Genomic DNA, 24,152 nt, shown 5'->3' with positions numbered 1-24,152 from the left:
CACAACGTAGAGTTAAAAACATGGAACGTATTGAATCCCCCGTCTACCGCAGGCTCGGCAACTCCGGCCTCGTCGTACCCAGCGTCGGCATCGGCTGCAACAACCTCGGCCGCCCCGGCACCCCCACCCGCACCCAAGAAGGCACCAACGAAGTCATCGCCGCCGCAGTCGACGCCGGCATCAGCTTCTTCGACATCGCCGACCTCTACGGCGCCGAACCCGGCCTCTCAGAAACCATGTTCGGCACCGCCCTCACCCAGCTCGGCCTCGACCGCGACGAACTGACCATCGTCACCAAATTCGGTCTGCCCGTCGGCGACCTCAACGGCAACGACCGCAACGCCCGCGGATCCCGCCGCTACATCATGCGCGCCGTCGAAGGGTCCCTCCGCCGCCTCGGCACCGACTACATCGACCTGTACTTCTACCACAGCCCCGACCCCAACACCCCCATCGAAGAAACCCTCAGCGCCCTCGACCAGCTCGTACGCGACGGCAAAGTCCGCTACCTGGGCCACTCCAACTTCTCCGGCTGGCAGCTCGCCCACGCCGAACACTGCGCACGTGAACTCGGCACCGAACGGTTCATAGTCGCTGAAAACCACTACAACCTGCTCGACCGCCGCGCAGAACTCGAAATCCTGCCCGCCGCACGGCACTTCGGCATGGGTGTGCTGCCGTACTTCCCGCTCGCTAACGGCCTGCTGACCGGCAAGTACCGCCGCGACAACATTCCCGCCGGTTCGCGCCTGTCCCACTCCAAGAAGAACGTGCTCGACGCCGCCAACTGGGACCAGCTCGAAGCCTTCCACAGCTTCTGCACCGAACGCGGCATCACCGAAGTGCAGGCGGCGTTCTCCTGGCTCGCACAGCAGTCGCCAGTCACCTCCGTCATTGCCGGTGCGACCAGCGCCGAGCAGGTGCGCGCCAACGCACAGGCGGCATGCCTGCGCTTCGACGCTGAGGACCTCGCCGCCCTGGACGCCATCTTCCCGGCACCCGAGAAGATCGCGCTGTTCTAAACTCCGGCTCCCTCTCAAAGGGGCACTCAAGCGGTCGCACGTGTCGGCCGTAATATACGCTGAAAAATGTCCGCGGTGAGAAATAAATATCACCCGCTGAACGTTTTCGCTAGGATTAGGTGAGGTGTGTCTAACCTGATGCACCTCACCTAGCCCACTGACAGTGCTGAAGAACCACCAATGTCGGTGTAATCTCACCTAACCCCTCGGCATAAAGGACACCATGAGCGCACAGAGCACCGCCTCCACCCTGCCCCCTCTGGGCACCGGGAAGCACAGTCGATACCTCGGCATCATTGCACTCATCGCCACCTTCGGAGGTCTGCTCTTCGGCTACGACACCGGAGTGATCAACGGCGCGCTCGAACCCATGAGCCGCGAACTCGGCATGGACTCCACCACCCAAGGCTGGGTCACCGGATCGCTCGCCTTCGCCGCCGCTATCGGCGCACTCGGATGCGGCCGCATCTCTGACCGGTTCGGCCGCCGAACCACCATCATTGGGCTCTCCACCATCTTCTTCATTGGTGCCCTGGCGTGCGTCTTTGCACCCAACGTCGCCGTGCTCATCACCGGGCGCACCCTGCTCGGCCTGGCGGTTGGCGGCGCCTCCGCCGTGGTGCCCGTGTTCCTCGCAGAGCTCGCACCCTACGAAATTCGCGGCTCCCTCTCCGGCCGCAACGAGCTCATGGTCGTGGGCGGTCAGCTTGCCGCGTTCATCGTGAACGCCCTCATCGGCAACGTATGGGGCGAGCACGACGGCGTGTGGCGCTGGATGTTCGCCATCTGCACCCTACCCGCCATCGGCCTGTTCGTCGGTATGCTGCGTGTGCCCGAGTCGCCGCGCTGGCTGCTGCGCGTCGGCAAGCGTGAGCAGGCGCTTGAGGTGATGAAGCGCATCCGCTCCACCGAGCGTGCCGAGGCCGAAATTGCCGACATTGAACGCACCCTGCAGGCGGAGGCGACCACCCAGAACAATGCGGCGGGTAAGGAAAGCGTGGGCGTGCGCGGCTGGTTCGTGCGCATCCTGCTCGTCGGTATTCTGGTCGGCGCGGGCCAGCAGCTGACCGGCATCAACTCGATCATGTACTACGGCATTAAGGTGCTCAAGGAAGCCGGTTTCAGCGAATCCGCGGCGCTCATTGCGAACATTGCGCCGGGTACGATTGCGGTGCTCGGTTCCATCCTGTCGCTGCGCCTGATGGAGCGTGTACCGCGCCGCGTCATGGTCATTACCGGCTATAGTTCGACCGCGTTTTTCCACGTGCTGATTGCGGGCGCATCCATGCTGCTGCCCGCCGATAATGCGGCGCGTCCCTGGATTCTGCTGGTGCTCATCGTCTGCTTTGTGGGCGCGATGCAGACCTGCCTGAACGTGTCCACGTGGGTGATTATGAGTGAGCTGTTCCCGCTGCGTGTGCGTGCGGCGGGTATGGGCATTTCGGCGTTTAGCGGCTGGATGATGAATGGTGTGCTGTCGCTGGCGTTCCCCGTGATTCTGGGTGCGGTCGGTCTGACCGGCTCCTTCATCGGCTTTGCCGTGGTGAACGTGGTCATTGCGCTGCTGATGTTCCGCAACCTGCCGGAGACTCGCGGCGTGAGCCTGGAGCAGGTGGAGCGCGGCGTGATGGACGGTAGCATCTACCCCTCCTCACACAAGCGCTAGATTCGGCGGTTTTTAGGCAAGAATGAGGCGGGCGGTCCCTCCCCGGTGGAGGCGCCGCCCGCCTCGTGCGTCTCGTGACCCGCCGCCCCTCGCCCCACCGCACTGTTCGTTGAAGGAGAAGCAAGGAGCCCCTACCCTGAAACCCCGCCCGCAAGGTGCTACCTTCAAGAGGGTACTATTGACTTCAAAGTGCCGAAATATATGCTTGACCTGTGCGAGCACACACCGCGTAGCCACCGGAACGATTCGTCACCCGGTGCAATACACATGACTCTAACGAAATATAGGTGAACCATGACTGAGAACGTACACAACGATTGGGATCTGCGTAGCGAAGAGGTCCAGAAGGACCAGGTAGCAGCCTACGACGCGATGCGCCGCCGCTGCCCCGTCGCCCACGACGAATTCATGGGCTACTCCGTCTTCAAGAACGCCGACGTGCAGCACGTTCTCGACCACCCCGAAATCTACTCCAACGTGGTCTCTACCCGTCACATCGCCGTCCCCAACGGCATGGACGCCCCTGTGCACACCGCGTTCCGCGCAATCAACGACAAGTACTTCACCCCCGAGCGCCTCGAAAAGTTCGCACCCGTCATCCGCGAAGCCGTGCAGGGCCTCATCGCTGACCTTCCTCGCGGCGAAGAGGTAGACGTCATGCAGGGCTTCGGTCAGGCATACGCAATGCGTGTGCAGAACGCCTTCATGGGCTGGCCCGCATGCCTCGAGCAGCCCCTCACCGAGTGGATTGAAAAGAACCGCGTCGCCACCCTGCGCCGTGACCGCGCAGAAATCGCCAAGGTCGCCCTCGAATTCGACGGCTACATCCGCCAGCTGCTCGACGAGCGCCGCGAGGATGCCGCAGCCGGCAAGCCCAAGGACGTCACCGCCGAACTGCTCACCGACATCGTGGACCTGCCCGGCGAAGAGCCCCGCACCATGACCGACGAAGAGATTGTCAGCCTCATCCGCAACTGGACCGTGGGCGAGCTCTCCACCGTCTCCGCAACCGTGGGCGTGTTCGTGAACTTCCTGGCACGCAACCGCGCCGAGCAGGACCGCCTGCGCGCATCCCTCGCCGACGGCAACGCACTCGACGACCGCAGCGAAATCGCTCTCGCCGTCGAGGAAATCATGCGACTCGAGGACACCCTCGTCACTAACCGCCGCGTCACCACTCAGGACACCGAACTCGGCGGCCGCACCCTGCCTGCCGGCTCCCGCGTGACCATCAACTGGGCCAGCGCAAACCGCGACGAGGACGCCTTCGAGGACGCCCTCACCTACAACCCGCACCGCGACCAGTCCCGCAACCTCGTGTACGGCGACGGCATCCACGTCTGCCCCGGCGCGCCCCTGGCACGCCTGGAACTGCGCATCCTGCTCGAGGAGCTGCTGCGCGGCACCAAGTCGATTGAGATTGCGGACGAGAGCGAGAAGCCCGCAACCGTGAATGCGGTGTACCCGGTCTCCGGCTACTCGGTTGTGCGCGCCATCTTCAACTAGGCACGATCCAGCCATAAAAAGTGCGAGGCGCCGAACCCCGAGAATGGGGGTCGGCGCCTCGCGCTGTTAAGAGTAAATATAAGAGTGAATAGTAGGGTAGTGGCGGCCGGTATCAGCCGCTCACTATAGATAAAACAGAATATTCCCTGACGGCTATATAACCTAGTGGACTACCTAAAAAGCTGAATTTAGCGGCCGGAACTCGTCGCCGAAGGCTTCACCGAAGAACCCGCAGAACCGCTCGCAGACGGACGAGCCGAAGCGCTCGCAGACGCCGAGGCGGAAACCTCCGCCGCCGCGCTCGCCGACTCCTCGGCCGACAGCGGCGTACCGGCCGCATGCACACCCGCCATTGCCGGGGTCACGCCATTCACGAAGCTCAACTTCGCCTGCTTGAACTGGTACTCGGGAGAGCAGGTCAGCTTATACTTGGTATCCGCCAGCTCGCGAATCGTCTTCACATAATTCTGAGTCTCGGGGAAGGGCGGAACGCCGCCGTACTTCTCCACGGAACCGGGGCCCGCGTTATAGCCGGCGAGCACCACATCCTGCAGCTGGTCTTCATTAGAAGCGTACTTCGCCAAACGGGTGCGAAGCTCGGACAGGTAGCGGGCCTGCGCAGCAATCGCATCGTGCGGGTTCAGCACGTTACCGCCGTTGCCGAAGCTGTAGTGCTCGGCATTCCACGCCTCATCGGTAAACTGCGCGATACCCTTAGCGCCCTGGTGGGACACAACGCCCACGCGCCAGTGGCTCTCGGTCTCAATCTGCGCGGCCATCACACCGGGGCGGAAACCCGACACCTTAGAGCCCTCCTCAAAATCGGATCGGAGGGCCGCCGGAGCATACGAAAGCTCCGTCATGCCGCAGTAGTCGTCATAGGTGGCTGCCAAACCGGCGACGCCGCCACCTAAAAGAACCGCAGAGGCGATAATCTGCCAGTGCGCGAGAGCCCCGGCCAGAAAGCGAAGCGGGAAAGCTTTACGCGGCCGAGGGGAAGTCTGTGCGTCCGCCGAGGCGGAAGTGTGGTTGGAGGCGCTCGTAGCGTTACGCTCGGAAGGGGCGCCCGAAGTGCTATGTGCCATCCATCCAGACTAGCGCACCCGAGCCGCGGATGCCGACAAAATACCCACGGATGAGGCTAAAAGCATAGTCAGCGCATGATGCGCACCCCGCCCCAATCCGGGCAAACCGCCCTACCGCCCGCCTGCGAGAAAGGAAGAACCCGCCCGGAAAGGCCCCCGGGTAGCGGAGGGCCCCGCCGCGCACATCCGAGGATGCACCCGGCGGGGCCTCACAAATCCGGCTGCCGCGAGGGCTCTGCTCACGGGGTCGCCTAGCGGTCGGTCACCACAATCTTGCCGGCGGCGCCGCGCTCCATCTCCGCGAAGGAATGGTTCACGAACGTGTAAGTGCCGGACTCCAGGAACTGCATTTCCACGAAGCCGCCCTGGGCGGGGGCCAGATCCAGGGCCTGACTGTGGCCGTCACGGCTACCGTACGCATCCGCGCCGCGGCGCAACAGGTAGCCGCCCTCCTTATAGACCGTGTCGAACTGCGAACCGACCACGTGGAAACTCGTGCCGTGGTTCGGGCCCGCCGCCATCACCCAAATACGGATGCGCTCGCCCTTCTTCACCTGCAGGGGCTTTGCCTTGTACTGGGTTGCGTGGCCGTTGAACATGGTCAGCGTGGGGGTGCCCGCCGCAATCAGGTCGGGGGAGTTCTCCGCCAGCTTGTTGCCGTCGGAGGCGGTCTTGCCGGTGTCGTGCAGGTACGCCTCGCCCTGAACCATCACGTACTCGTGATCCACCTGATCCATGTCAGCCGGGTCAATGATGACCGCGCCATACATGCCCTGGGTCATGTGCAGGCTCAGCGGGGCGGTACCGCAGTGGTACAGCCAGATACCGGCGGCCTTCGCCTCGAAACGGTAGACGAGACGCTCACCGGGGGCGATGGTCTTCATCGTGTTATCGGGGGAAACCATGCCCGCGTGGAAGTCCAGCGAGTGGCCCATCGTGCCGTTATTGACGAGTGTAATTTCAAAAATATCGCCGACCTTGCCATGCAGAACCGGGGCCATGTTTTGCCCGTTGAAGGTCCACATGTGGACGGTTACGCCGGGGGCTACCTCGCGGTCGACCTCCTGCACCTCCAGGGTGACCTTGCGGACGGTCTTGCCGTTCACCTGCGTGGCGGTGTTCAGCGCCGGGATGTTCGGGTCGCGGTACTGGTAGCCGCTGCCGGGCGCCGCAGACATGTCAATCTTGCCGTTCGCGACCGTCATGAGGGTCGGGACGTTACCCGTCGCGGCGTGGTTGTGGTCGGTGTGGTCGCCGGAAGCCACCTGCTGCGAAGAAGCACCGGTCACCTTCACCTTGAGGACCATGCCCAGGGAGCGGTGGCCCGCCACGGAGCAGTACGCCTCGGTATCGGCGGTCATGACGCCGGCGTCCACGCTCTTCGTCTCGCCGGGGTTGATCGTGCCGGTGGTTGCGCCGTTATCGAAGGTCAGGTCGTGGGTCATGCCCTGATCCTCGTTGGTGACCTCGACGACCAGGCGGTTACCGGCGGGCACCTCCACCTCGGCGGGGGTGAAGCGGTAGTTGCTGGTTGCCTTCACCTGCACGGTGGTGGTCTGTCCGGTCGGCGTGACCGTCTGCGAGCCGGTGTTCAGGGTGGGCAGGGCCGAGAGGTTCAGCGCGGAGGGGTTCACCGCGAAGCCAAGCAGGAAGGCCATGGCCACGGCCAGGGCAGCCTGGAAGCTCTGCTTGGCGTGCGGGACGGGCTCGGGGGTGAGCGCCTCCTGGTTGAAAGCGGGCTTCTCACCGCGGGCGCGGGCCGCCATCATCTCCTTGCGGGCGCTCACCGAAGCCTTCACACCGCGAATCATGAGCGGAATGAACGCGGCCAGGGCCAGGGCACCCACGACGGCGACGGCAATCTTAATGGACTGGCCCACCGCCGCGCCGGGCATCATGAAGACGAGCAGGGCCAGGTTCACGGCGGTCACGCGGGCCGCCGCGAAACGGTTAAATTCCTTATTGGATGCGCGCACCACCGCCGGGCCGCCACCCATGCGCTGCGGAAGCAGGTAGCTCATCGCGCCGAGCAGCACCTGAAGCAGGAAGCCAACCACGAAGATGGGGGTCACGGCGCGCATATCCAGCTGCGCGAAGGGGGTGGTCGCCACCATGACGATGGTCGCCACAACGCCCACCAGGAACCAGCAGAAGCCCATACCCACGCTCATGGGCGGGTACTCGTTCGGGCGCTTGGTGCGCAGGGTGCGAACCATCACCCCGGCCACGAGCAGCAGACCCAGCAGGTACACCACGAGGCCGGCCACGGCCACCGGGCGCAACCCGAAGAGCGCACCGACCAGGGTCAACGCAACGCCACCGCACATGAGGTACAGGGCGCGCACGCTGTGGGCAAGCGCCTTATCCACCATCTTGGTGCGCAGCATGGTCGGCCAGAAGGTCACCAGCGTACCAACCACCGTGATGCCAACGAATCCGAGTACGTTCACGGCCTCGTGGGCGAGCAAAAACTGCGAGTGCAGGGTGCCGTTCAGGCTCGGGTAGGCCACCATCGCGCCGAGCAGGGCGCCCAGGGGCAGCAGCAGGGCCGCAACGATGTAGAAACGAATTGTCACGCCAAAGCGGGAAGGCAGGGCGCGGCGTACCTGGCCCATCAGGTAGATGCCGTGCCAGGCCACCATCGCGCCGATGACGAGGGCGCCAATCACCGTGCAGGCGTACAGGCCCGGCACGCTCAACTGGCCAACCATGCCTACCATGAGAAGCACGATGCCCGCGTTCAGGGTGAAGATGCGGCCCACCTGGACCTTGCGCTGCTCGTCGGGGATCTTGATCTTCATGAGCGCTTCGGTGAAGTGCTGCGACCAAATCAGAATCGAGTTCGTAATCAGGCCGAGGGTCACCATGTGCACCATCAGCCAGCCGCTATTGGGGATGACGCGATGCAACAGAAGCGCTGCGATGAGGGCAAACATCCAGTAGGAGACGGGCTTGGAGGCGCGACGATGCCACGTGCCGCGGCCGGATGCGCGGCGCGCAATCTCTTCGGTGGTGAGGGAAGCGCCGGGAACGCCGGCCGGGCGCATGCCGATGCTCAGCCCGGAGGAGCCGCCTCCGGAGACGGCCGCACCGTCTGCCGCACCGTTTGCTGAACCGTCGGGCGCGCCGATGCTCAGGCCGCCGAGGCTTCGGGGACGCTGGCCGTCGGGCTTGCCGCCGCCGGTTGCGTCGGGGCGCTCGCCGCCGTTGGGCTTCTCGCCGTCAGATGGGGTGCCGAGATGTTCGCTCACGCAATCACTGCTTTCACTGCTGGTTGTTCACGTCGGTACGTCGGTGTGTTTACGTCGGTGTGTTCGGGGGGCGCTCCGCATCCGCTAGACTCCGCGAAGGGCGCGTCGAGTGCCATATAAATCCATTATATTGCCCCATTTGTGCCAATTTTGAAGACAGTACGTGCGTATAAATGCGCTCTGCGGCCCGCCTCCTGAAGCCTGTGAATCTGCGCCCTGATGCATCGGATACACGCGCTTCGCGATACACTGTTATGGCTTGAAAACGCCGATGCCCCGCACTCTCACGGGGCATCCGAAACACCCCGCGCCGGGATCCGCAGCTAAACCCCACAGTAAGGACATCTCGTGGCCAGAACCGAATCCAAAACCCCGATTTGGGGCGTTATTGCCGTCCTAGCGCTCCTGGCGGTGGGCGCCAATTTCCTGCTCCGAATCCTGAGCGACCCCGCCAGCGGCATGGATTTCTCCATTTACCGCCTGGGCGCCATGACCATTTTCGATAACGAGGGGTTCACCCAGGACCTGTACTCCCCGACCCTGAACGATCACGGCGTGATTAAGCCGCCGTTCACCTACCCGCCGTTTGCGGCGATGCTGTTCCTGCCCTTCGCGTTCATGCCCCTGGTCGTCGGTAAGGTGCTCATGGTGCTGGGGTCCGTGGTGGTGGCCTGGTGGCTTTCCACCGTCATCTACAACTACGTCAATGCGCGCGGTCGCGAACTGCCCCTGCAGCGATACTTTGGCCGCGTGGGAACTATCGCCGTGCTGACCCTTCTGGTGGTTGCAGCGGGTCCCTGGCAGCGCACCATCGACCTGATTCAGATCAACCCGTTCATTACCGCGCTGATTCTGGCCGATTTTGTGCGCCCGGCGACCCGCGTGCCGCGCGGCGTGCTGATCGGCATTGCCGGCGGCGTGAAGCTCACTCCGCTCGTGTTCGGCCTCATCCTGCTGGTGCGCCGCGATTGGAAGGGCATCGCAACCCTGGGTGCGACCTTCTTCGCCACGATTGCGCTGGGCTTCATTCTGATGCCCAAGGAGGCACCGGAATTCTGGTTCTCGGCGCTGACGAATCCTTCGCGCGTGGGCGGCCTGAACTATGTGGATAACATTTCGATTCAGGGTTGGCTGTTGCACTTCGGCCTGTCCGAGGGTGCCGCGAAGCCCGTCTACTATGCTCTAGCGCTCGTGAGCATCGTACTCACCGCCGGCCTGCTGTACCAGCTGGAACGCCGCGGTGCGGCCCTGGCACAGGTGGCGGTGACCGCCTCGCTCATGGTGGCGCTTTCGCCGATTAGCTGGTCGCACCACAACGTGTTGCTGCCCCTGCTGGCGGTTGTGCTGGTGCTGGATGCGTTCCCCACCTACTTCGCCCCGCAGCCGGCCTGGTTGCGTGTGGCTGCCGCGTGCTTCGCCTGGGTTACCGTGCTGGGCCTGTATATTTCCCCGATGCGTATCGCCTCGTGGATGCACGGCTCCATGGACGACATGGAGCACCTTGCCGCCGGTGCGCTGGCGGTGTCGGCGATTCCGGCGTTCTGCCTGTGGGTGACGATGATGCTCTGGTCGGTTGCCGCGCTGAGCGCCCCGGTGCGCGGCGCGAAGGTTGAGCCCGTGCAGTACGGTTCCGTGCCCAACGATGCACCCCTGGGCTGGTGGGGTGCCCGCGCCCTGGTTACCGGGTGCGCCGAGTCTGTACGTGCCGCTACCTCCCGGGGGGCAACCGCGTGAGCCACGCGAAAAACACTGAGAAGAACGCCGAAGATACCGAAAAGAATACCGGGGCGGTAGCGCCCGCTATCCCGTGGGCCTCGGCCTCCGTAGCTTCCGCCGAGGCTGCCGCGGCTACCGGGTCCGTGCCGGCCGCCGAGCCCGCCGAGCCTACCCCGGCCGCGAAGCCGAAGGACCGCCCCGAGGAACCCGGTCACTCCGATGCATCCGAACGCATTCTCAGCCTGCGCGAACGCTTCTTCCGCGGCGGCGATATCTGGGCGCACCTGGTGTTCATCCTGGTGGCCGCCTACGCCCTCAACTACGTCACCCACGCAGCCGCCGACGACATCTACGTCTACCGACTGGGCGCGGTCTCCCTGGCCGACGGCCCCGACGGACTGCAGCTCTACAGCTTCCGCACGCGCGGCCTGCCCTTCACCTACCCGCCGTTTGCGGCCCTGCTCTTCTACCCGCTTGCGTTCCTCACCGAACCGCAGAGCATGATGCTGATTACCGTCATCATCGGCGTGCTCAGCTACGTGTGCGCCTACGCCCTGTACTCCTACGCGCGTAGCCGCGCCTGGCGTCTGCCCCTGCAGAAGTACCTGAGCCCCTGGGGCATGGTCTCGCTCATGGCGGCCCTCATTTGGGCCTGCGGCCCGTGGCGCCTCACCACGCACTTCGGGCAGATTAACGCGATTATCCTCGCCCTAATCCTGGCCGACTTTATGCGCCCGGCCACCCGCGTGCCGCGCGGTGTGCTGCTGGGCATTGCCGCCGGCATTAAGCTCACCCCGCTCGCCTTCGGCTTGCTGCTGCTCATGCGTAAGGACTGGAAGGGGCTTATCACCACGGCCCTAAGCTTCGCGGCAACCGTGGGTATCGCGTACCTCGTCGTGCCCCAAGAATCGACGATTTACTGGTTCCAGGCGCTGCACGACACCTCCCGCGTGGGCTGGTTCAGCTACTTCGATAACGTGTCTATCATGGGCACCCTCACCCACGCAGGCCTGCAGCACCAGCTGACCGCAACCGCCCTGTCGACCGTGCAGGTGGCCCTGACCCTGCTCATCGTTCTGGTGACGGCCGTTCTGCTGATCCCGCTGATTCGCGCCCGCGCGGTCGTGTCGCAGCTGGCGCTGACGGCCTTCATGATGCTGCAGATCTCGCCGATTAGCTGGTCGCACCACAACACCTGGTACCCGCTGATGCTGGCCGCCGTCGTGGTGGAAATCTTCCCGCTGTTTTACCGGTGGGCAAGCTCGTTCATTGCGACCCTCGGCGTTATCACGGCGAGCGTGGCGCTGGCGGGCATGTATATTTCCCCGTACTGGATTGTGCTGGTCTTCGCCCCGCACTTCAGCTCGGATAACATCCTCATGGTGCCCGAGGGCTCGCTGGGCCTCATGGCGGGCACGTCCCCGTACCAGTTCATGTACGTGTTCACGGTGGTGACCTTCTTCGTGTACCTGGTGCACCGCCAGCAGATTAATCGCGCCGCAGCCCGCGAGGGGGAACGCGTGACTGCCCTGGGCGCCGCATACTAGAAACCGTCGCGACCCGCGGCCGCGGAAGACCGCAGACGCAGAAGAGCCCCCGCATCCGATAGGGATGCGGGGGCTCTTCCGGCGTGCCGCCACGGGCTACGGGCGGCTAGTGGGTGCCGATGCTCCAGTCAGCCGAGGAGGTGCTACGCACCTGCAGGAGGTTCTTGCCGGTGCTCTTCCACTCCATGCTGCTCTTCATGTTCGCCACGCTGGTGCCGAACATAACGTCGCTACGGCTGGCGCTCAGCAGCGCGAAGCCGCGCTTGCTGTCCAGGCCCTTCGCCTCGAACTCCATGGTGGACTCGCCACCGTCGTAGGTGAAGGCGTAGTAGTTCATGTTCGTGTGGAACTTCTCGCCCTTGGCGTAGTTCGGTGCGGAGGATTCGTCGTACACGCGAATCAGCCACTCGCCCTTACCGTTGAGCTCCAGCTTGCGGGTGGGGCTGGAGGGGTTGGTGGTATCCAGCCACGCGGTGCCGCGGATGGGGGTGCGGTCGACGGTCATATCGATGACGCTCAGGCCGGTGGAAATCTCACCCTTCTCGGTGAGGCTGGTGATGTAGGCGCGGCTGCTCAGGTCGTCCGAGGGCTTGAACTCGTAGTAGACGATGCCCTTGGAGGCGTCGCCCTTCACCTTTTCGATGTCGATGTTCTTCTTATCCTCGGTGACGGTCTCCTTGTACTCCTTGTACTCGCCCTCGGGTAGCTTCGCCTCGGACGCGGTGGTCGAGGACGAGCCATCCGAAGACTGGGCGCTCGCCGAGGTGGAGGTGCCGTCCGCCTGGTTCGAGCGGTCGGAGGAGTCCGAACCGCCGCGCGGCAGGAGCATCACGATGACCAGGATGAGGACGATCAGCAGGGCCAGCGCGGCACCGATGATACCCAGCAGCTTGCCGCCGAACGGGCCCTTCTTCTTGGTCTCGGTATCGGCGGGCTGGGAGTTCTGAGGCTCGTGCTGAGACGCGGGATCAGCCTGGGGGACGTAGGGGTTGAACGCTGCGGCGGGCTGAGCCTGTTGGCCACCCTGCTGACCTGCCTGACCGGACTGGTCTGCCTGACCGGACTGGCCGGCGGGCTGGTAGGGGTTGTAGGGCTGGCCGCCGTGCTGCGAGGCGAACTGCTCACCCTGGAACTGGCCGGGCTGACCACCGAAGGAATCGGCGGCACCCTGGTGCGGGTTCTGCTGGCCCGCGAAGTCCTGGCCCGCGAAGTCCTGACCCGCGAAGTCCTGACCGGTAAATTCCTGGCCCGCGGGAGCCTGCGGAGCAAACTCCTGGCCCGCGAAGTCCTGACCGGTAAACTCCTGGCCCGCGGGAGCCTGCGGAGCAAACTCCTGGGCGGCGAAGGCCTGGGGAGCCGCGACGTCGGCGGGGGCCGGGGCGCTTGCCTCGGGGGCCTGCGCGGGCTGCTCGGGCGAGGAGTGGAACTCAATCAGCGGGGAGTTCTCGACGGAGTGGGGCAGGGAAGCCTCGGCGGGTGCGGGCTCCTCAACCGGCTCGGCGGGTGCTACTGCCTCGGCAACGGGCTCCGCGGGAACGTCTGCGGAGACGGGGGCCACGGGAATCGTCGGGGCGGCGGGGGCCACCTCGGCAACAACCTGCTCGACCACAATCTGCTCGGATACGACGGGTTCTGCGGGGGCCTCTTCGACCGGTGCCGCTGCCTCGGAAATAGGCTCAGCGGGGGCCTCCTGAACGGGCTCCGCGGGAGCCTCTGCGGCGGGGGCTTCGCCGGCGGGGTTCAGCACCTCTCGGGGTAGAGCGGTCTCCTGAATCGGCACCGGGGTCAGGTAGCGCATGGGCTTCGGCTCTGCCTCGGTCCGCTCTGCCTCGGTCTGCTCGGCTTCAGCCGACTCTGCGCCGGACTGCTCGGTCGCGATGGGCTCGGCCGCGACGGGCTCCGCGGGAGCCTCTCCGACCGGAACCTCTGCGGAAATCTCGGTCGTCTCAACAGCAGGCTCCGCAACGGGTTCTGCGGGTGCCTCGGCGGCGGGCTCGGAGGCGCCCAGCGCCTCGGCGGACTCTTCCGAAATGAGCGGCTCCAGGGGAGCGTCATCGACATCGATGGGCTCGGGGTCGGGCTCTTCGACCCACAGCTGCCAGCCATCGGGAACGGGACCCCAGGCCGGGTCGGGGCGCCAGGTGGGGGTAGGGGTCCAGCCTGCGGGCGGGGCGGGCCAATTGGGCGGCGGGTTGAAGACGAGTGCCATAAGAAAGCAGCCTTTCTGGTGCTGAAAACACCCCGGAAGAGCGGTCATCAGCGACTATGTATATGACGTGTATTATCGCTTCAAATTATGGCACAGCTTTATGGGTCAAAAGCCTTGCCTGGTCGTTTTTGAGAGGATTCACGGCAGACTCTTCACTTTCGTAACATTCTGCGTTAATCCGCGGTTCAAGATTGGGGTTTGAGCTTAGGTTGAGGGTTTTGCGTGTGGTGCGCGATGCAACCGGGGCGGCAGGAGTCCCCGCTCCCGTGACACCTCGTGCCGGTATCCGCCCGAGTTGCCCGGCTAGGATTAAGGTATGAACACAACGCCGCCCCCCGCATCCCCGCAAGCACCGTTCGGCCCCGCCGCATCGGGCCGCTCCTCCCGTACCGACGGCCTGGCCTACCATCGTCTTTCGCACGCCGACCCGGAGACCCGCTGGTACTCGCCCCTGCTGGAGGGCCTGCTCGGCGTCGTCGTCTTCATTGGCCTGTCCCTCATGCTGTCGCTCCTCATGGCCGCGGCTGCTATGGGTTCGGGTCTTTCCCTGCGCGAGATTACCGAGAACCGCTCCCTCGTTATGGAACACCCGGCGCTGTTCGCCCTGACCTTCCTCTCGCTCATCGCCATCGTGCCTTCGCTCTTTCTAGCGCGCCTGGTGGTGGGCCCGAAGCCCTGGGGCCTGATTCACTCTGTGGCGGGCCGCCTGCGCCGCTCGCTCCTGTTGCCGTACCTGGGCCTGGGCTTCGTGATCTACGGTATCTACTACGCAGTGATGGTGGCGGTGAGCGGCGCGTCCCTGCCCGATTATCGTTATTCGCAACCTTCACAGGTTGAATTTTGGGTTATTGTGGTGCTGATCCTGCTTCTGGTGCCCGTGCAGTGTTACGCGGAGGAGCTCGCCTACCGCGGGTTCATGATGCAGACGCTGGGCCGCTGGATTCGCACCCCCTGGCTGCCGATTGTGCTGCCGGCGGCGCTCTTCATGTTCTCCCACACTTACGATGCGTGGGGCCTGGGCTTCGTGTTTGCGATGGGCGTGTACGCCGGGTTCCTGTGCTGGTACACCGGCGGCCTGGAGGCCTCCGTCAGCCTGCACGTGGCCAATAACGTGACCCTGCTGCTGCTCTCTCTTGTGGCGGGTCTGGACCCCTTCGCCTCCGAGGGGGTGGCCCCCATGGATGCGCTGCAGGGCATCGCGCTGGAGGGCCTGTACGTGGTGCTCGCCTGCCTGATCTTCAACGCACGCGCTCGCCGCGGCGAGGTTTCACGTGAAACGCAACCGCTCAAGGTTGATAACTAGGGTCTGCGATGGCCGGGGCCCGCGATACCTAGCGCATGCGGCGGGTAGCCCTCGCTCGACTATCTGCCCGCCGCCGCCCCATCCGGGCCCCATCTGGACTTTCACCCCGACTCACCCCGTCAACACCCAAGAAAAGGTAGGGTTAAACCATGACTGTTGATGCTGTAAAGAATATTGAAGACCTCGCCGCATTTGTGGCGGAGTCGCCGGTCTCCTACCTCGCCGCGCGCACGGTGGCGCGTCGCCTGCAGGCCGCCGGGTTCACCGAACTGGTCGAAACCGAGGCCTGGGAGCCGCAGGTCGCAACCGGCCGCCACTTCGTCGTCCGCGACGGTGCGATTATCGCCTGGGCCGGTGGCGCGAAGGCGCAGAAGGCAAGCGGCTACCGTGTGCTGGGTGCGCACACCGACTCGCCCTCCCTGAAGATTAAGCCCTCCTCCTCCATCACCACGAAGGGCTGGCACCAGATCGCCGTGGAGAACTACGGCGGCGCCCTGCTGAACTCCTTCCTGGACCGCGAGCTGTGCGTGGCGGGTCGCATCACCGTCATGGAGGATGGCGAGCTGAAGGACCGCCTGGTGCGTACCGGTCCGATTGCGCGCATCCCGCAGCTGGCGCCGCACCTGGACCACAAGCGCAATGAACTGGTGCTGGACAAGCAGTTCAACATGTACCCCGTGTGGGGTGTGGACCCCGCGGAGAACGACGTGCTCGGCTACATGGCGAAGCACGTGATTGACGGCGAGCCGGTCGGCCCGCAGAACATCGTGGGTTACGACCTGTTGTTCGCTGACTCGCAGCCGCCGCGCCGCTTCGGTGCCAATCAGGAGCTGTTCGCTTCCGGTCGCCTGGATAATCTATCCTCGGTGCACGCGGGTTTGACCGCCCTGGAGCGTTACGTTGCCGATAACGCGGATGAGCACGCCACCGAGACCGTGATGCTTGCGGCGTTCGACCATGAGGAGCTTGGTTCGGAGTCGCGTAGTGGTGCGGCTGGCCCGTTCCTGGAGGATATTCTGGTGCGCCTGTCCGCTGCGCGCGGTGAGAGCACGGAGGAGTACCGCCGATCGGTGGCGGCGTCGTTCTGCCTGTCGGCTGATGCCGGTCACCTGGTGCACCCGAACTATCAGGGTCACCACGACCCGACCGTGCAGCCGCTGCCCGGTGGTGGTCCGCTGCTGAAGATTAATGCGAACCAGCGTTATGCGACGGATTCGGTGGGTGCCGGCGTATTCGCTGCGGCGTGTGCGAAGGCCGGTGTGCCGTATCAGGAGTTCGTGTCGAATAACAATATGCCGTGCGGCTCGACGATTGGCCCGATTACGGCAACCCGCCTGGGCATGCGCACCGTGGATGTGGGTATTGGCCTGCTGTCGATGCACTCGATGCGCGAGATGTGCCATGTGGACGACATGGCGTACATGACGCGCGCGGTGGAGGGCTTCTTCCGCCTCTAAATTGAATCCCGCTGAGGTGTGAACAGCTGGGGAGTGGGCGCCGGGAACGTATGGTTCCCGGCGCCCTTATTTTTTAAGGATTTTTTCGGGGTATCTACCCCTTGAATAGGGTCTAGTTGTGCTGTAAAGTAACCCACAATACGTTATACACGTGTTGCACACTACTTGTTTTTGAGAAGTTTTCACCAATGATGGTGCACCACCAGCTCGTCACCGGCGTAGCGAGCGAACCCCAACATGAAAGGCGGTTCCCATGTTCTTCGATATTTCTCTGATCCCGCTGGCGGTTTTGATTATTGTGGGTCAGCTGAAAAAAGCACCACCAAGGTTGCTAAACAACCCCAGCTATCAGAAGGAGAGGGAGCAGGTGCGAAAGCATCTGCGCATCCTGGATGTGCTCGGCGTGGGTTTTGCTCTTGCCCTGATGATTATTCAGTGGGGTAACCCCGCGTTATCGCTTGCCTTTCAGGCGTTCGTTATTTGGGTGGTTCCCCGGCAGTTGTACGAGCTCTGGCAGAAGTTCAACGTGTCGCGTGGGGTACTCTTCGCGTGCGCTGTAGCCCTGATCGTTATTGAGTTTGGGTTGGTGTTCCTGCCCTAACCTGCACCCTATAACAGTTGTGGCGGTGACCGAATGAAACGGTCACCGCCACAACTATTTTTAAGATGAGACAGACTCAGATTAGACGGGGTTCGATTAGACAGGGTTGTCGGGGCTGGGTAGGGTTACCACCTCAGACCAGCGAGTATCCTTAGCGGCCGCACGGTTCGCGTCGCTCTTCTGCTTCACATCGGCTGGCGCCTGCTGCGCAACAGCGTAGGCGTGATCAGCCTAAGCCTTCTCGTATAGCGCCAGGCACTCGGCTTCTGCTGATTCAGCCTCGGTATGCGTGTGGGGTGTTTTGCAGATACCCACACGGAATGGCAAAAATTTTAGCGAATTATCTGGAGTATTTAATCACCGTTAGTAGATTACGGCTTGTCAGAAGTATTTAAAGGGGAAGGAAAAGGCAATGTTGGTTTTACTGAAAAAGACACATATTTTCATTGACCATATATCAAATTTGTAGGTATAGTGGGGCACAATACCTTACTACACCCACGTTATGAGGTGGCCCCATGGCTCTCACCCCGAAGACCTTCTCCGACCGCCGCAGCATTGTACGATGCGGTACCATCGCGGTTGTCCTGCCCCTGTTTCTTGCTGCCTGCGGTGGTGCGAACACCGCGGCAAGCAGCACCTCCTCACCCTCCACGGCGAGCGCCGCAGCAACGGCAAGCACCACGCCGCCCATCAGTTGCTCCTCATACTCAGCCGAAGATCTCGCCTCAGCAGAAGCCGCCAAGCCCGTCCCGCGCACCGATGAACAATACCCCGCGTACATCCAGTACCGGCACATCCTCGCAGACGGCGCCCACATCATTGAGCCCAGCGAAATCGACAGCAAGTGCCACGCCGCACTCAAAGCAGGGCGGAGCACCCTCCCCGAATACGTTCAAAACATCGATACCTACAACGCTCAGCCCAGCGTCGGAGTCACCGACCCCTTCGCCGGTAGCGAGTACCGAGACATCAAGAACCGCAACGAATTCATCCCCCACCGCGCCGACCTGGAAGAAGCCGCCTACCCCGAGATGATTATCCGTCTCTACGAAAAGTGGTACGAGGCAGCCCCCGCAGACATCAAGACGCTCAGCGACGGCAACCGTGCACGATTCCTCGCCACGAGCGCCTACCAGCAGTGGAAGGCCCAGCCCCAAACCCCCAGCAGCGCCCGCCCATAAATCCACTCACGCATAAGCCCACTCAAAAATAGTTGTGGCGGTGACCGAACAACGGTCACCGCCACAACTCTTTAACGGGTTATCACCGGGCTTATTTTTTGGGGAGGGGCTACTTGCCCTTCACCTCGCGTGCCAGAGCCAGCAGCTCCTCATGCACCGTCGTATCGCCCGTAACCTCCGGGTGGAAAGAAATACCAATCAGGTTGCCCGAACGCACACCCACGATCTTCCCCTCATGACGAGCCGTCACCTGCACACCCTCACCGGTGCCGGTCACAATCGGCGCACGAATAAACGCCGTATCAATAACCACCTCATCACCGGCAGGGGTCAGCCACGGCAGGCGCACCTCCGCAGAATCAACCTGCGAACCAAACGCGTTACGACCCACAGAAACATCCAGGACGCCCAGCGACTGCTGACCCGGCGCCGGATCATCAATATGCTTCGACAACATAATCAGGCCAGCACACGTACCCAGGGTCGGCAGGCCCGAAGAAATCGCCTCAATCAGCGGCTCACGCACACCAAAAATACGGGTCAAACGGTCAATCGTCGACGACTCGCCACCCGGCAGAACCAGCGCATCCAGACCCTCAAGCTGCTCACCGGTACGCACCCAACGCACCTGCGCACCCAGGGACTCCAGCATCAGCGCGTGCTCACGCACGCCGCCCTGCAGCGCCAAAATACCAACCGTCAAACCCTCACCCGGCAAAACACCGGTAGGCTGAACCTTCTCAACCATCACCGCTCCCTTCACAAAACAACAAACACAAGGAGGGTGGGACCCGCCTCAGCGAACCCCACCCCCTCATCAAACACTCACCCCGAATACGGGGTGCGCGCACGAATTACCAGCCGCGCTCCGCCAGGCGGTGCGGTGCCGGAATGTCAGCAACGTTAATGCCGACCATAGCCTCACCCAGGCCGCGAGAAGCCTCAGCAACCTTCTCCGGGTCGTTGTAGAAAGCAGTAGCCTTCACAATAGCCTTCGCGCGAGCAACCGGGTCGCCCGACTTGAAGATACCGGAACCAACGAACACGCCGTCAGCACCCAGCTGCATCATCATTGCAGCGTCAGCGGGGGTAGCCACACCACCAGCGGTGAACATCACCACGGGCAGCTTACCGGTCTGAGCAACCTCACGAACCAGCTCGTACGGTGCAGCCAGTTCCTTAGCCTTCACGTACAGCTCGTCGGGCATGGTGTTGTACAGGCCCTGCAGCTCAGCAATCTGACGCTTAATGGTGCGGATGTGCTTAGTCGCCTCAGAGACGTCACCGGTGCCAGCCTCGCCCTTAGAACGGATCATAGCGGCACCCTCGGTGATGCGGCGCAGAGCCTCACCCAGGTTGGTAGCACCGCACACGAACGGAACCTTGAACTGGTGCTTGTCAATGTGGTTCACGTAGTCAGCGGGGGAAAGAACCTCGGACTCGTCAATGTAGTCGACCTTCAGGGTCTCCAGGATCTGAGCCTCAACGAAGTGGCCGATGCGTGCCTTCGCCATGACCGGGATTGAAACGGCATCAATGATGCCCTCAATCATGTCCGGGTCAGACATACGAGCCACGCCGCCCTGCGCACGAATATCCGCGGGAACGCGCTCGAGAGCCATGACGGCAACAGCGCCAGCATCTTCAGCGATCTTAGCCTGTTCGGGGGTGACGACGTCCATGATGACGCCGCCCTTGAGCATGTCGGCCAGGCCGCGCTTAACAAGCGGGCTGCCGGTTACGGTGTTGTTATCAGTCATGACCTTATCTTCTCACGTTCTGAGTGTTCGCGCGCACTCACGGGGTCGGAATTTCTGTTCTCTGACACAGTACGACCCCAAGTTCACGTCAGAATGACACAAAACGTCATGAAAGGTAACCGCACCCAGCGACTAGACAGCTCCCGCCAGCAAGCCCAGGGAATAAAACCGCCGGTATACTCTTTAACCCAGTAGAACCCTGCACACGGGCACCGCGGGTAGGCGCTCACCACGTCGTAAACGCCACCTAGAACAAAAGCCCGCAGGGCAACCATCAACACATTTCACAGACCATGTAGCGCACCAGGAACTGCGCCCGGGCACACCCATATCAGCACCCGAGCGTCCAGTACCCCTGTGCCCAAGAAAAGGAACAGCATGCTCGAAGTTATCATTGCCCTATCGCTGGCGATTCTTCTGGGTAATATCCTCGCCCATAAAATACGGATAACCCCCGCCATTATGCTCATTTTCACGGGGCTTGTACTGGCGCTCATCCCCGTTCACGCCATGCACGAGGTGCGCGAGGTTGGGTTGCCCCCGCACGTGATTCTCGAAATCTTCCTGCCCATCATGCTCTTCTGGGAGACCCGAAACACCTCTTGGCGTGAGGTACGCTTCCGTATGCGCGGCATCCTGCTCTCGGGCACGGTGCTCGTAATTTTCACGGCGTTCGTTATCGCTTGGGTGCTTCACACATTTATGGGCGTCTACATATGGCATGTGGCGCTGATTATCGGTGTGGCGCTCGCCCCCACCGATGCCGTGGCCGTGGCAACACTCAACGGCAAACTCCCCAAATCTTCCATCACCACCCTCAAAGCGGAAGCACTCATTAACGACGGCACCACCTTAGTTCTTTTCGCGCTCGCCCTGCAGCTTGCGGGCGGTCATGAACTTACCCTGGGGACCGCATCCGGAATGTTCTTCTTCTCGTTCCTGATTGGAACTCTCGTTGGCCTGGCCGTCGGATGGGGTGTGAATAAGCTGCGTGCGCACATCGGCAACCCCATGAACTTCAGCGTGTTCATGTTTACCGTGCCGTTTATTGCTTTCTTCTTGGCTGAAGAGATCGAGCCTTTTGAGGGCATGAAAGGTTCCGGAGTGGTGGCTGTGGTGGTCGCCGCTTTCTACCTGACCTATCGCGGACCGGATACCATCAAACCCCAAAACCGTTTCTACGGTCTGCCCATCTGGTCGTTTGTCTCCTATGTCATGAACGGTGCGCTCTTCGTGCTCGTGGGTGTTCAGCTGCCCAGCGCCACTGCGCCTGTGGATAATGTTCTTCGTGAATACAACTATGCGTGGGCTTTGACGTTCGCCGTGATTGTGGTGGCATGGCTTGTTTCCATTGCGGCGCGTTTTATTTTCCTGCACGTCTCGATCGGTATTATTCGTGCCCTTGACCGTTCAGAAAAGCAGAAGCAGCTGCGCACAACTTTCCGTGGCCGTGTAGTGAGTACCTTTGCGGGACTGCGCGGCGGTGTTTCCCTCGCGGTGGCTCTCTCCGTGCCGACTGATGTTCCCGCGCGTGACTTTATTATCTTTGTTGTTGCGGGCGTGGTTCTGCTGTCGATGGTGGTTCAGGGGATGCTCCTGCCGCTCGTTATTAGGTGGGCGAAAATTCCGGTTGATACCACCGAAGAAGATGAGATTAATGAAGCAATCCGCACGATAATTGCTGAGTCCTTCGACTCTGTGGCTGAGATCGGCCAGGAAATTGGTGCACCACAGTGGATTATCGACCGCATTGCCGACGAACAGATGTACAACGCGAGTATGTACCGCAACCTGCACACCGTTCGTAAAAATGGTGCGAACGCGCCGGAAGAAGCCCGCCGCATTATTGAAGCGGGCGACCTTGAGAAAGAGCTGCGCCTGCGGCATTTGGAGAAGCAACGCAGCGTGCTCAAGCGCCTGCGTAATGAGCGCATAATCGACACGAATGTGCTCCACGCGATTCAGGAAATCCTGGATATTGAGGAGGTTCGCGTGCTTGGTCCGGTTGAACTCGAATAGCTCACACTCCTACATGCGATACGTATGAGGCGAGGCGCCCCACCCCTAAACGGGGAGGGGCGCCTCGTTACTTTTTTGTCTAAACCCCTAGCCCAACCACTACGTGGAAACGGTACAATACACTAGCCCGTTTTTTGTGCGGACCACGCTTCTTACCGCGCACCGGACACAACACAGACTAGAACCACAGGAACCTATGACGTCCCACCAGACTGAAAACAACGCGCCCAAAAATAGCGCAGCACCCAAAAATAGCGCACCCGCCGCAGGACACCGCCCGCACGGCGTAAGCGAAGACCCGCAGAACATCTACCTGCTCAAAGACGCCCCCATCCTCAAGGCGCTCCTCTCCCTCGGCGTGCCCATGGCGCTCGGCCTCGCCATCACCAGCATCTACAACGTGGTGAACTCCTACTTCGTCGGCCACTACGGCGGCACCGAAGACCTCGCCGCCACCAGCTACGGCGTGCCCGTCTTCGGCGTCATCATGGCAATCGCCGGCCTGTTCGGCCTGGGCTCCTCAACCCTCGCCTCCCGCAAGCTCGGTGAAGGCCAGCCCGCCCACGAAATTCACCGCGTCACCTCCTTCGCCCTCTACTCGGCGCTCGGTGCCGGTATCGTCGCGGCGGCTATCGGCTTCATCCTCGCTGACCCGATCACCAGCATCATGGGTGCATCCGGCGGCTCCTACGAACCGACCCGTATCTACGTGCACCTCATGTTCCTCGGCGCGCCCCTCGCTATCGGCATGTTCACCCTCGAACAGCTCGTCCGATCCGAAGGCTACGCCAAGCAGTCCATGTACGGCATCATCGTCGGCACCGTCGTCACCTGCATCTTCGACGTACTGTTCATCGCCATCATGGGCATGGGCGTCGCCGGTGCCGGTTGGGCGATGCTGCTGGCGAACGGCGCATCCATGCTGTACTACCTGCTGTTCCTGATGCGTCAGAGCGAGAACTTCTCCGCAAACATCCGCGACTTCTCCCTCGACCCCGCCATTATCAAGCCCGTGGTCGCGGTCGGTGCCGCCGAGCTCATTCAGAGCCTCAACCTGATCTTCGCCGCCCTGCTGCTGAACAACCTCGCCGCCTCCTACGGTGACGACACCGTCGCAGCGTTCGGCCTGGCAATGCGCCTGAACATGGTGCCCGAAATGCTGTGCATGGGCCTGTGCATGGGCGGTATCCCGCTGTACGCCTACGCGTACGGTGCCCGCAACGGCGCGCGCGTGAAGGAGGCGCTGCGCACCGCAACGATCCTGTCCGTGGCGACCTCCGCAATCATCACCATTCCGGTGCTGATTTTCCGCCGTGAACTGCTCGCCGTGGTTGGCGATGCAAGCCTCATCGACACTGGCGAGGAGATTATGGTTGCGCTGATGCTCGCCGCCGTGTTCAACGCGGTCAGTATCGTGTTTGTGTCTTGGTTCCAGGCGGCCGGTAAGGGCGGCCCGGCCATGCTGATGACCCTCGGTATTGCTCTGCTGTTCTTCCCCGCCGTGTACTTCGGCAACATGTGGTTCGGATTTAAGGGTCTGACCTGGGCGTTCCCCTTCACCCAGGTGCTCGCCTGTGCGCTGGGCCTGGTGCTGTTCCTCGCCACGGGTGGCGCGAAGGTACCGCCCGCTGAAGCTGAGGTTGAGACTGAAGGTTCTGAGGATTCGGACGTTCAGGCTGCCGCCGCATCGAAGGCATAAACGCCTCTGAACGCGAGCGCTCGCCAGCACCTACGCGGCGAGCACCTACGCAGTCAGCGTTTACACGAAAGCTCCGGACTCCCGCATAGGAGCCCGGAGCTTTTACGTTAGTTTTACGGCGGTAAAG

General features: G+C 62.5%; 16 protein-coding genes. 11 read left to right on the top strand and 5 right to left on the bottom strand.

Annotated elements, in window-relative coordinates; translation table 11 throughout:
- The first annotated feature begins 20 nt into the window (after positions 1 to 20).
- The 3 genes from AC3E6W_RS07580 (at position 21) to AC3E6W_RS07570 (ending at position 4,194) form a co-directional block, all read left to right on the top strand.
- Positions 21 to 1,022, top strand: coding sequence for an aldo/keto reductase (locus tag AC3E6W_RS07580; protein WP_005507313.1), 1,002 nt, complete (start codon positions 21 to 23; stop codon positions 1,020 to 1,022).
- 223 nt (positions 1,023 to 1,245) lie between these two features.
- Positions 1,246 to 2,688, top strand: coding sequence for a sugar porter family MFS transporter (locus tag AC3E6W_RS07575; protein ID WP_490652756.1), 1,443 nt, complete (start codon positions 1,246 to 1,248; stop codon positions 2,686 to 2,688).
- 294 nt (positions 2,689 to 2,982) lie between these two features.
- The gene (locus AC3E6W_RS07570; RefSeq protein ID WP_490652755.1) at positions 2,983 to 4,194 is read left to right on the top strand and encodes a cytochrome P450; all 1,212 of its coding nucleotides are present in this window, start codon (positions 2,983 to 2,985) and stop codon (positions 4,192 to 4,194) included.
- 188 nt (positions 4,195 to 4,382) lie between these two features.
- On the opposite strand, the gene AC3E6W_RS07565 is transcribed toward AC3E6W_RS07570, so the two are convergent.
- On the bottom strand, positions 4,383 to 5,279 hold the full coding sequence (locus AC3E6W_RS07565) for a lytic transglycosylase domain-containing protein (protein WP_490652754.1): 897 nt from the start codon (positions 5,277 to 5,279) through the stop codon (positions 4,383 to 4,385).
- A gap of 251 nt (positions 5,280 to 5,530) precedes the next feature.
- Positions 5,531 to 8,530 (bottom strand): multicopper oxidase domain-containing protein, encoded by a 3,000-nt coding sequence (locus tag AC3E6W_RS07560; RefSeq protein ID WP_490652753.1) that lies wholly within the window; start codon positions 8,528 to 8,530, stop codon positions 5,531 to 5,533.
- Positions 8,531 to 8,878: 348 nt separating this feature from the next.
- On the opposite strand from AC3E6W_RS07560, the gene AC3E6W_RS07555 reads away from it, so the two are divergent.
- Both AC3E6W_RS07555 and AC3E6W_RS07550 read left to right on the top strand, forming a co-directional pair.
- On the top strand, positions 8,879 to 10,264 hold the full coding sequence (locus AC3E6W_RS07555; RefSeq protein WP_490652752.1) for a glycosyltransferase family 87 protein: 1,386 nt from the start codon (positions 8,879 to 8,881) through the stop codon (positions 10,262 to 10,264).
- On the top strand, positions 10,261 to 11,793 hold the full coding sequence (locus AC3E6W_RS07550) for a glycosyltransferase 87 family protein (protein ID WP_490652751.1): 1,533 nt from the start codon (positions 10,261 to 10,263) through the stop codon (positions 11,791 to 11,793). Before AC3E6W_RS07555 ends, AC3E6W_RS07550 begins: the two co-directional genes overlap by 4 nt.
- 106 nt (positions 11,794 to 11,899) lie before the next feature.
- Here AC3E6W_RS07550 and AC3E6W_RS07545 read toward each other — a convergent pair whose 3' ends face one another.
- Positions 11,900 to 14,002 (bottom strand): hypothetical protein, encoded by a 2,103-nt coding sequence (locus AC3E6W_RS07545; protein ID WP_490652750.1) that lies wholly within the window; start codon positions 14,000 to 14,002, stop codon positions 11,900 to 11,902.
- 316 nt (positions 14,003 to 14,318) lie between these two features.
- Here AC3E6W_RS07545 and AC3E6W_RS07540 point away from each other — a divergent pair, with 316 nt between their 5' ends.
- From AC3E6W_RS07540 to AC3E6W_RS07525, 4 genes are all read left to right on the top strand, one after another.
- The gene (locus AC3E6W_RS07540) at positions 14,319 to 15,305 is read left to right on the top strand and encodes a CPBP family intramembrane glutamic endopeptidase (RefSeq protein WP_070648449.1); all 987 of its coding nucleotides are present in this window, start codon (positions 14,319 to 14,321) and stop codon (positions 15,303 to 15,305) included.
- Positions 15,306 to 15,454: 149 nt separating this feature from the next.
- Positions 15,455 to 16,762 carry a M18 family aminopeptidase gene (locus AC3E6W_RS07535; protein ID WP_490652749.1) on the top strand — a complete coding sequence of 436 codons (1,308 nt, stop codon included), beginning with the start codon at positions 15,455 to 15,457 and terminating at the stop codon, positions 16,760 to 16,762.
- A gap of 253 nt (positions 16,763 to 17,015) precedes the next feature.
- The gene (locus AC3E6W_RS07530; RefSeq protein ID WP_303974077.1) at positions 17,016 to 17,363 is read left to right on the top strand and encodes a hypothetical protein; all 348 of its coding nucleotides are present in this window, start codon (positions 17,016 to 17,018) and stop codon (positions 17,361 to 17,363) included.
- Positions 17,364 to 17,881: 518 nt separating this feature from the next.
- Positions 17,882 to 18,547, top strand: coding sequence for a hypothetical protein (locus AC3E6W_RS07525; RefSeq protein WP_490652748.1), 666 nt, complete (start codon positions 17,882 to 17,884; stop codon positions 18,545 to 18,547).
- A gap of 109 nt (positions 18,548 to 18,656) precedes the next feature.
- On the opposite strand, the gene pdxT is transcribed toward AC3E6W_RS07525, so the two are convergent.
- On the bottom strand, positions 18,657 to 19,295 hold the full coding sequence (gene pdxT, locus AC3E6W_RS07520; protein ID WP_455114039.1) for a pyridoxal 5'-phosphate synthase glutaminase subunit PdxT: 639 nt from the start codon (positions 19,293 to 19,295) through the stop codon (positions 18,657 to 18,659).
- Between the two features lie 106 nt (positions 19,296 to 19,401).
- Positions 19,402 to 20,307 carry a pyridoxal 5'-phosphate synthase lyase subunit PdxS gene (gene pdxS / locus AC3E6W_RS07515; RefSeq protein WP_005507298.1) on the bottom strand — a complete coding sequence of 302 codons (906 nt, stop codon included), beginning with the start codon at positions 20,305 to 20,307 and terminating at the stop codon, positions 19,402 to 19,404.
- 378 nt (positions 20,308 to 20,685) lie between these two features.
- On the opposite strand from pdxS, the gene AC3E6W_RS07510 reads away from it, so the two are divergent.
- On the top strand, positions 20,686 to 22,326 hold the full coding sequence (locus tag AC3E6W_RS07510; protein WP_490647187.1) for a Na+/H+ antiporter: 1,641 nt from the start codon (positions 20,686 to 20,688) through the stop codon (positions 22,324 to 22,326).
- A 196-nt stretch (positions 22,327 to 22,522) separates the two neighbouring features.
- The gene (locus AC3E6W_RS07505) at positions 22,523 to 24,025 is read left to right on the top strand and encodes an MATE family efflux transporter (RefSeq protein WP_490647186.1); all 1,503 of its coding nucleotides are present in this window, start codon (positions 22,523 to 22,525) and stop codon (positions 24,023 to 24,025) included.
- Positions 24,026 to 24,152 lie beyond the last annotated feature (127 nt).

The sequence above is a fragment of the Rothia sp. SCPM-O-B-18226 (M350) genome, from assembly GCF_058213595.1.
The sequence above is the reverse complement of the archived record's forward strand: the minus strand, read 5'-3'. Positions and strand labels throughout refer to the sequence as shown.

What these genes read in the sequence shown, in the direction of transcription:
- AC3E6W_RS07580 (WP_005507313.1), top strand. Translation starts at nt 21, where the DNA reads ATGGAACGTATTGAATCCCCCGTCTACCGCAGGCTCGGCAACTCCGGC.
- AC3E6W_RS07575 (WP_490652756.1), top strand. Translation starts at nt 1,246, where the DNA reads ATGAGCGCACAGAGCACCGCCTCCACCCTGCCCCCTCTGGGCACCGGG.
- AC3E6W_RS07570 (WP_490652755.1), top strand. Translation starts at nt 2,983, where the DNA reads ATGACTGAGAACGTACACAACGATTGGGATCTGCGTAGCGAAGAGGTC.
- AC3E6W_RS07565 (WP_490652754.1), bottom strand. Translation starts at nt 5,279, where the DNA reads ATGGCACATAGCACTTCGGGCGCCCCTTCCGAGCGTAACGCTACGAGC.
- AC3E6W_RS07545 (WP_490652750.1), bottom strand. Translation starts at nt 14,002, where the DNA reads ATGGCACTCGTCTTCAACCCGCCGCCCAATTGGCCCGCCCCGCCCGCA.
- AC3E6W_RS07540 (WP_070648449.1), top strand. Translation starts at nt 14,319, where the DNA reads ATGAACACAACGCCGCCCCCCGCATCCCCGCAAGCACCGTTCGGCCCC.
- AC3E6W_RS07535 (WP_490652749.1), top strand. Translation starts at nt 15,455, where the DNA reads ATGACTGTTGATGCTGTAAAGAATATTGAAGACCTCGCCGCATTTGTG.
- AC3E6W_RS07530 (WP_303974077.1), top strand. Translation starts at nt 17,016, where the DNA reads ATGTTCTTCGATATTTCTCTGATCCCGCTGGCGGTTTTGATTATTGTG.
- AC3E6W_RS07525 (WP_490652748.1), top strand. Translation starts at nt 17,882, where the DNA reads ATGGCTCTCACCCCGAAGACCTTCTCCGACCGCCGCAGCATTGTACGA.
- pdxT (WP_455114039.1), bottom strand. Translation starts at nt 19,295, where the DNA reads ATGGTTGAGAAGGTTCAGCCTACCGGTGTTTTGCCGGGTGAGGGTTTG.
- pdxS (WP_005507298.1), bottom strand. Translation starts at nt 20,307, where the DNA reads ATGACTGATAACAACACCGTAACCGGCAGCCCGCTTGTTAAGCGCGGC.
- AC3E6W_RS07510 (WP_490647187.1), top strand. Translation starts at nt 20,686, where the DNA reads ATGCTCGAAGTTATCATTGCCCTATCGCTGGCGATTCTTCTGGGTAAT.
- AC3E6W_RS07505 (WP_490647186.1), top strand. Translation starts at nt 22,523, where the DNA reads ATGACGTCCCACCAGACTGAAAACAACGCGCCCAAAAATAGCGCAGCA.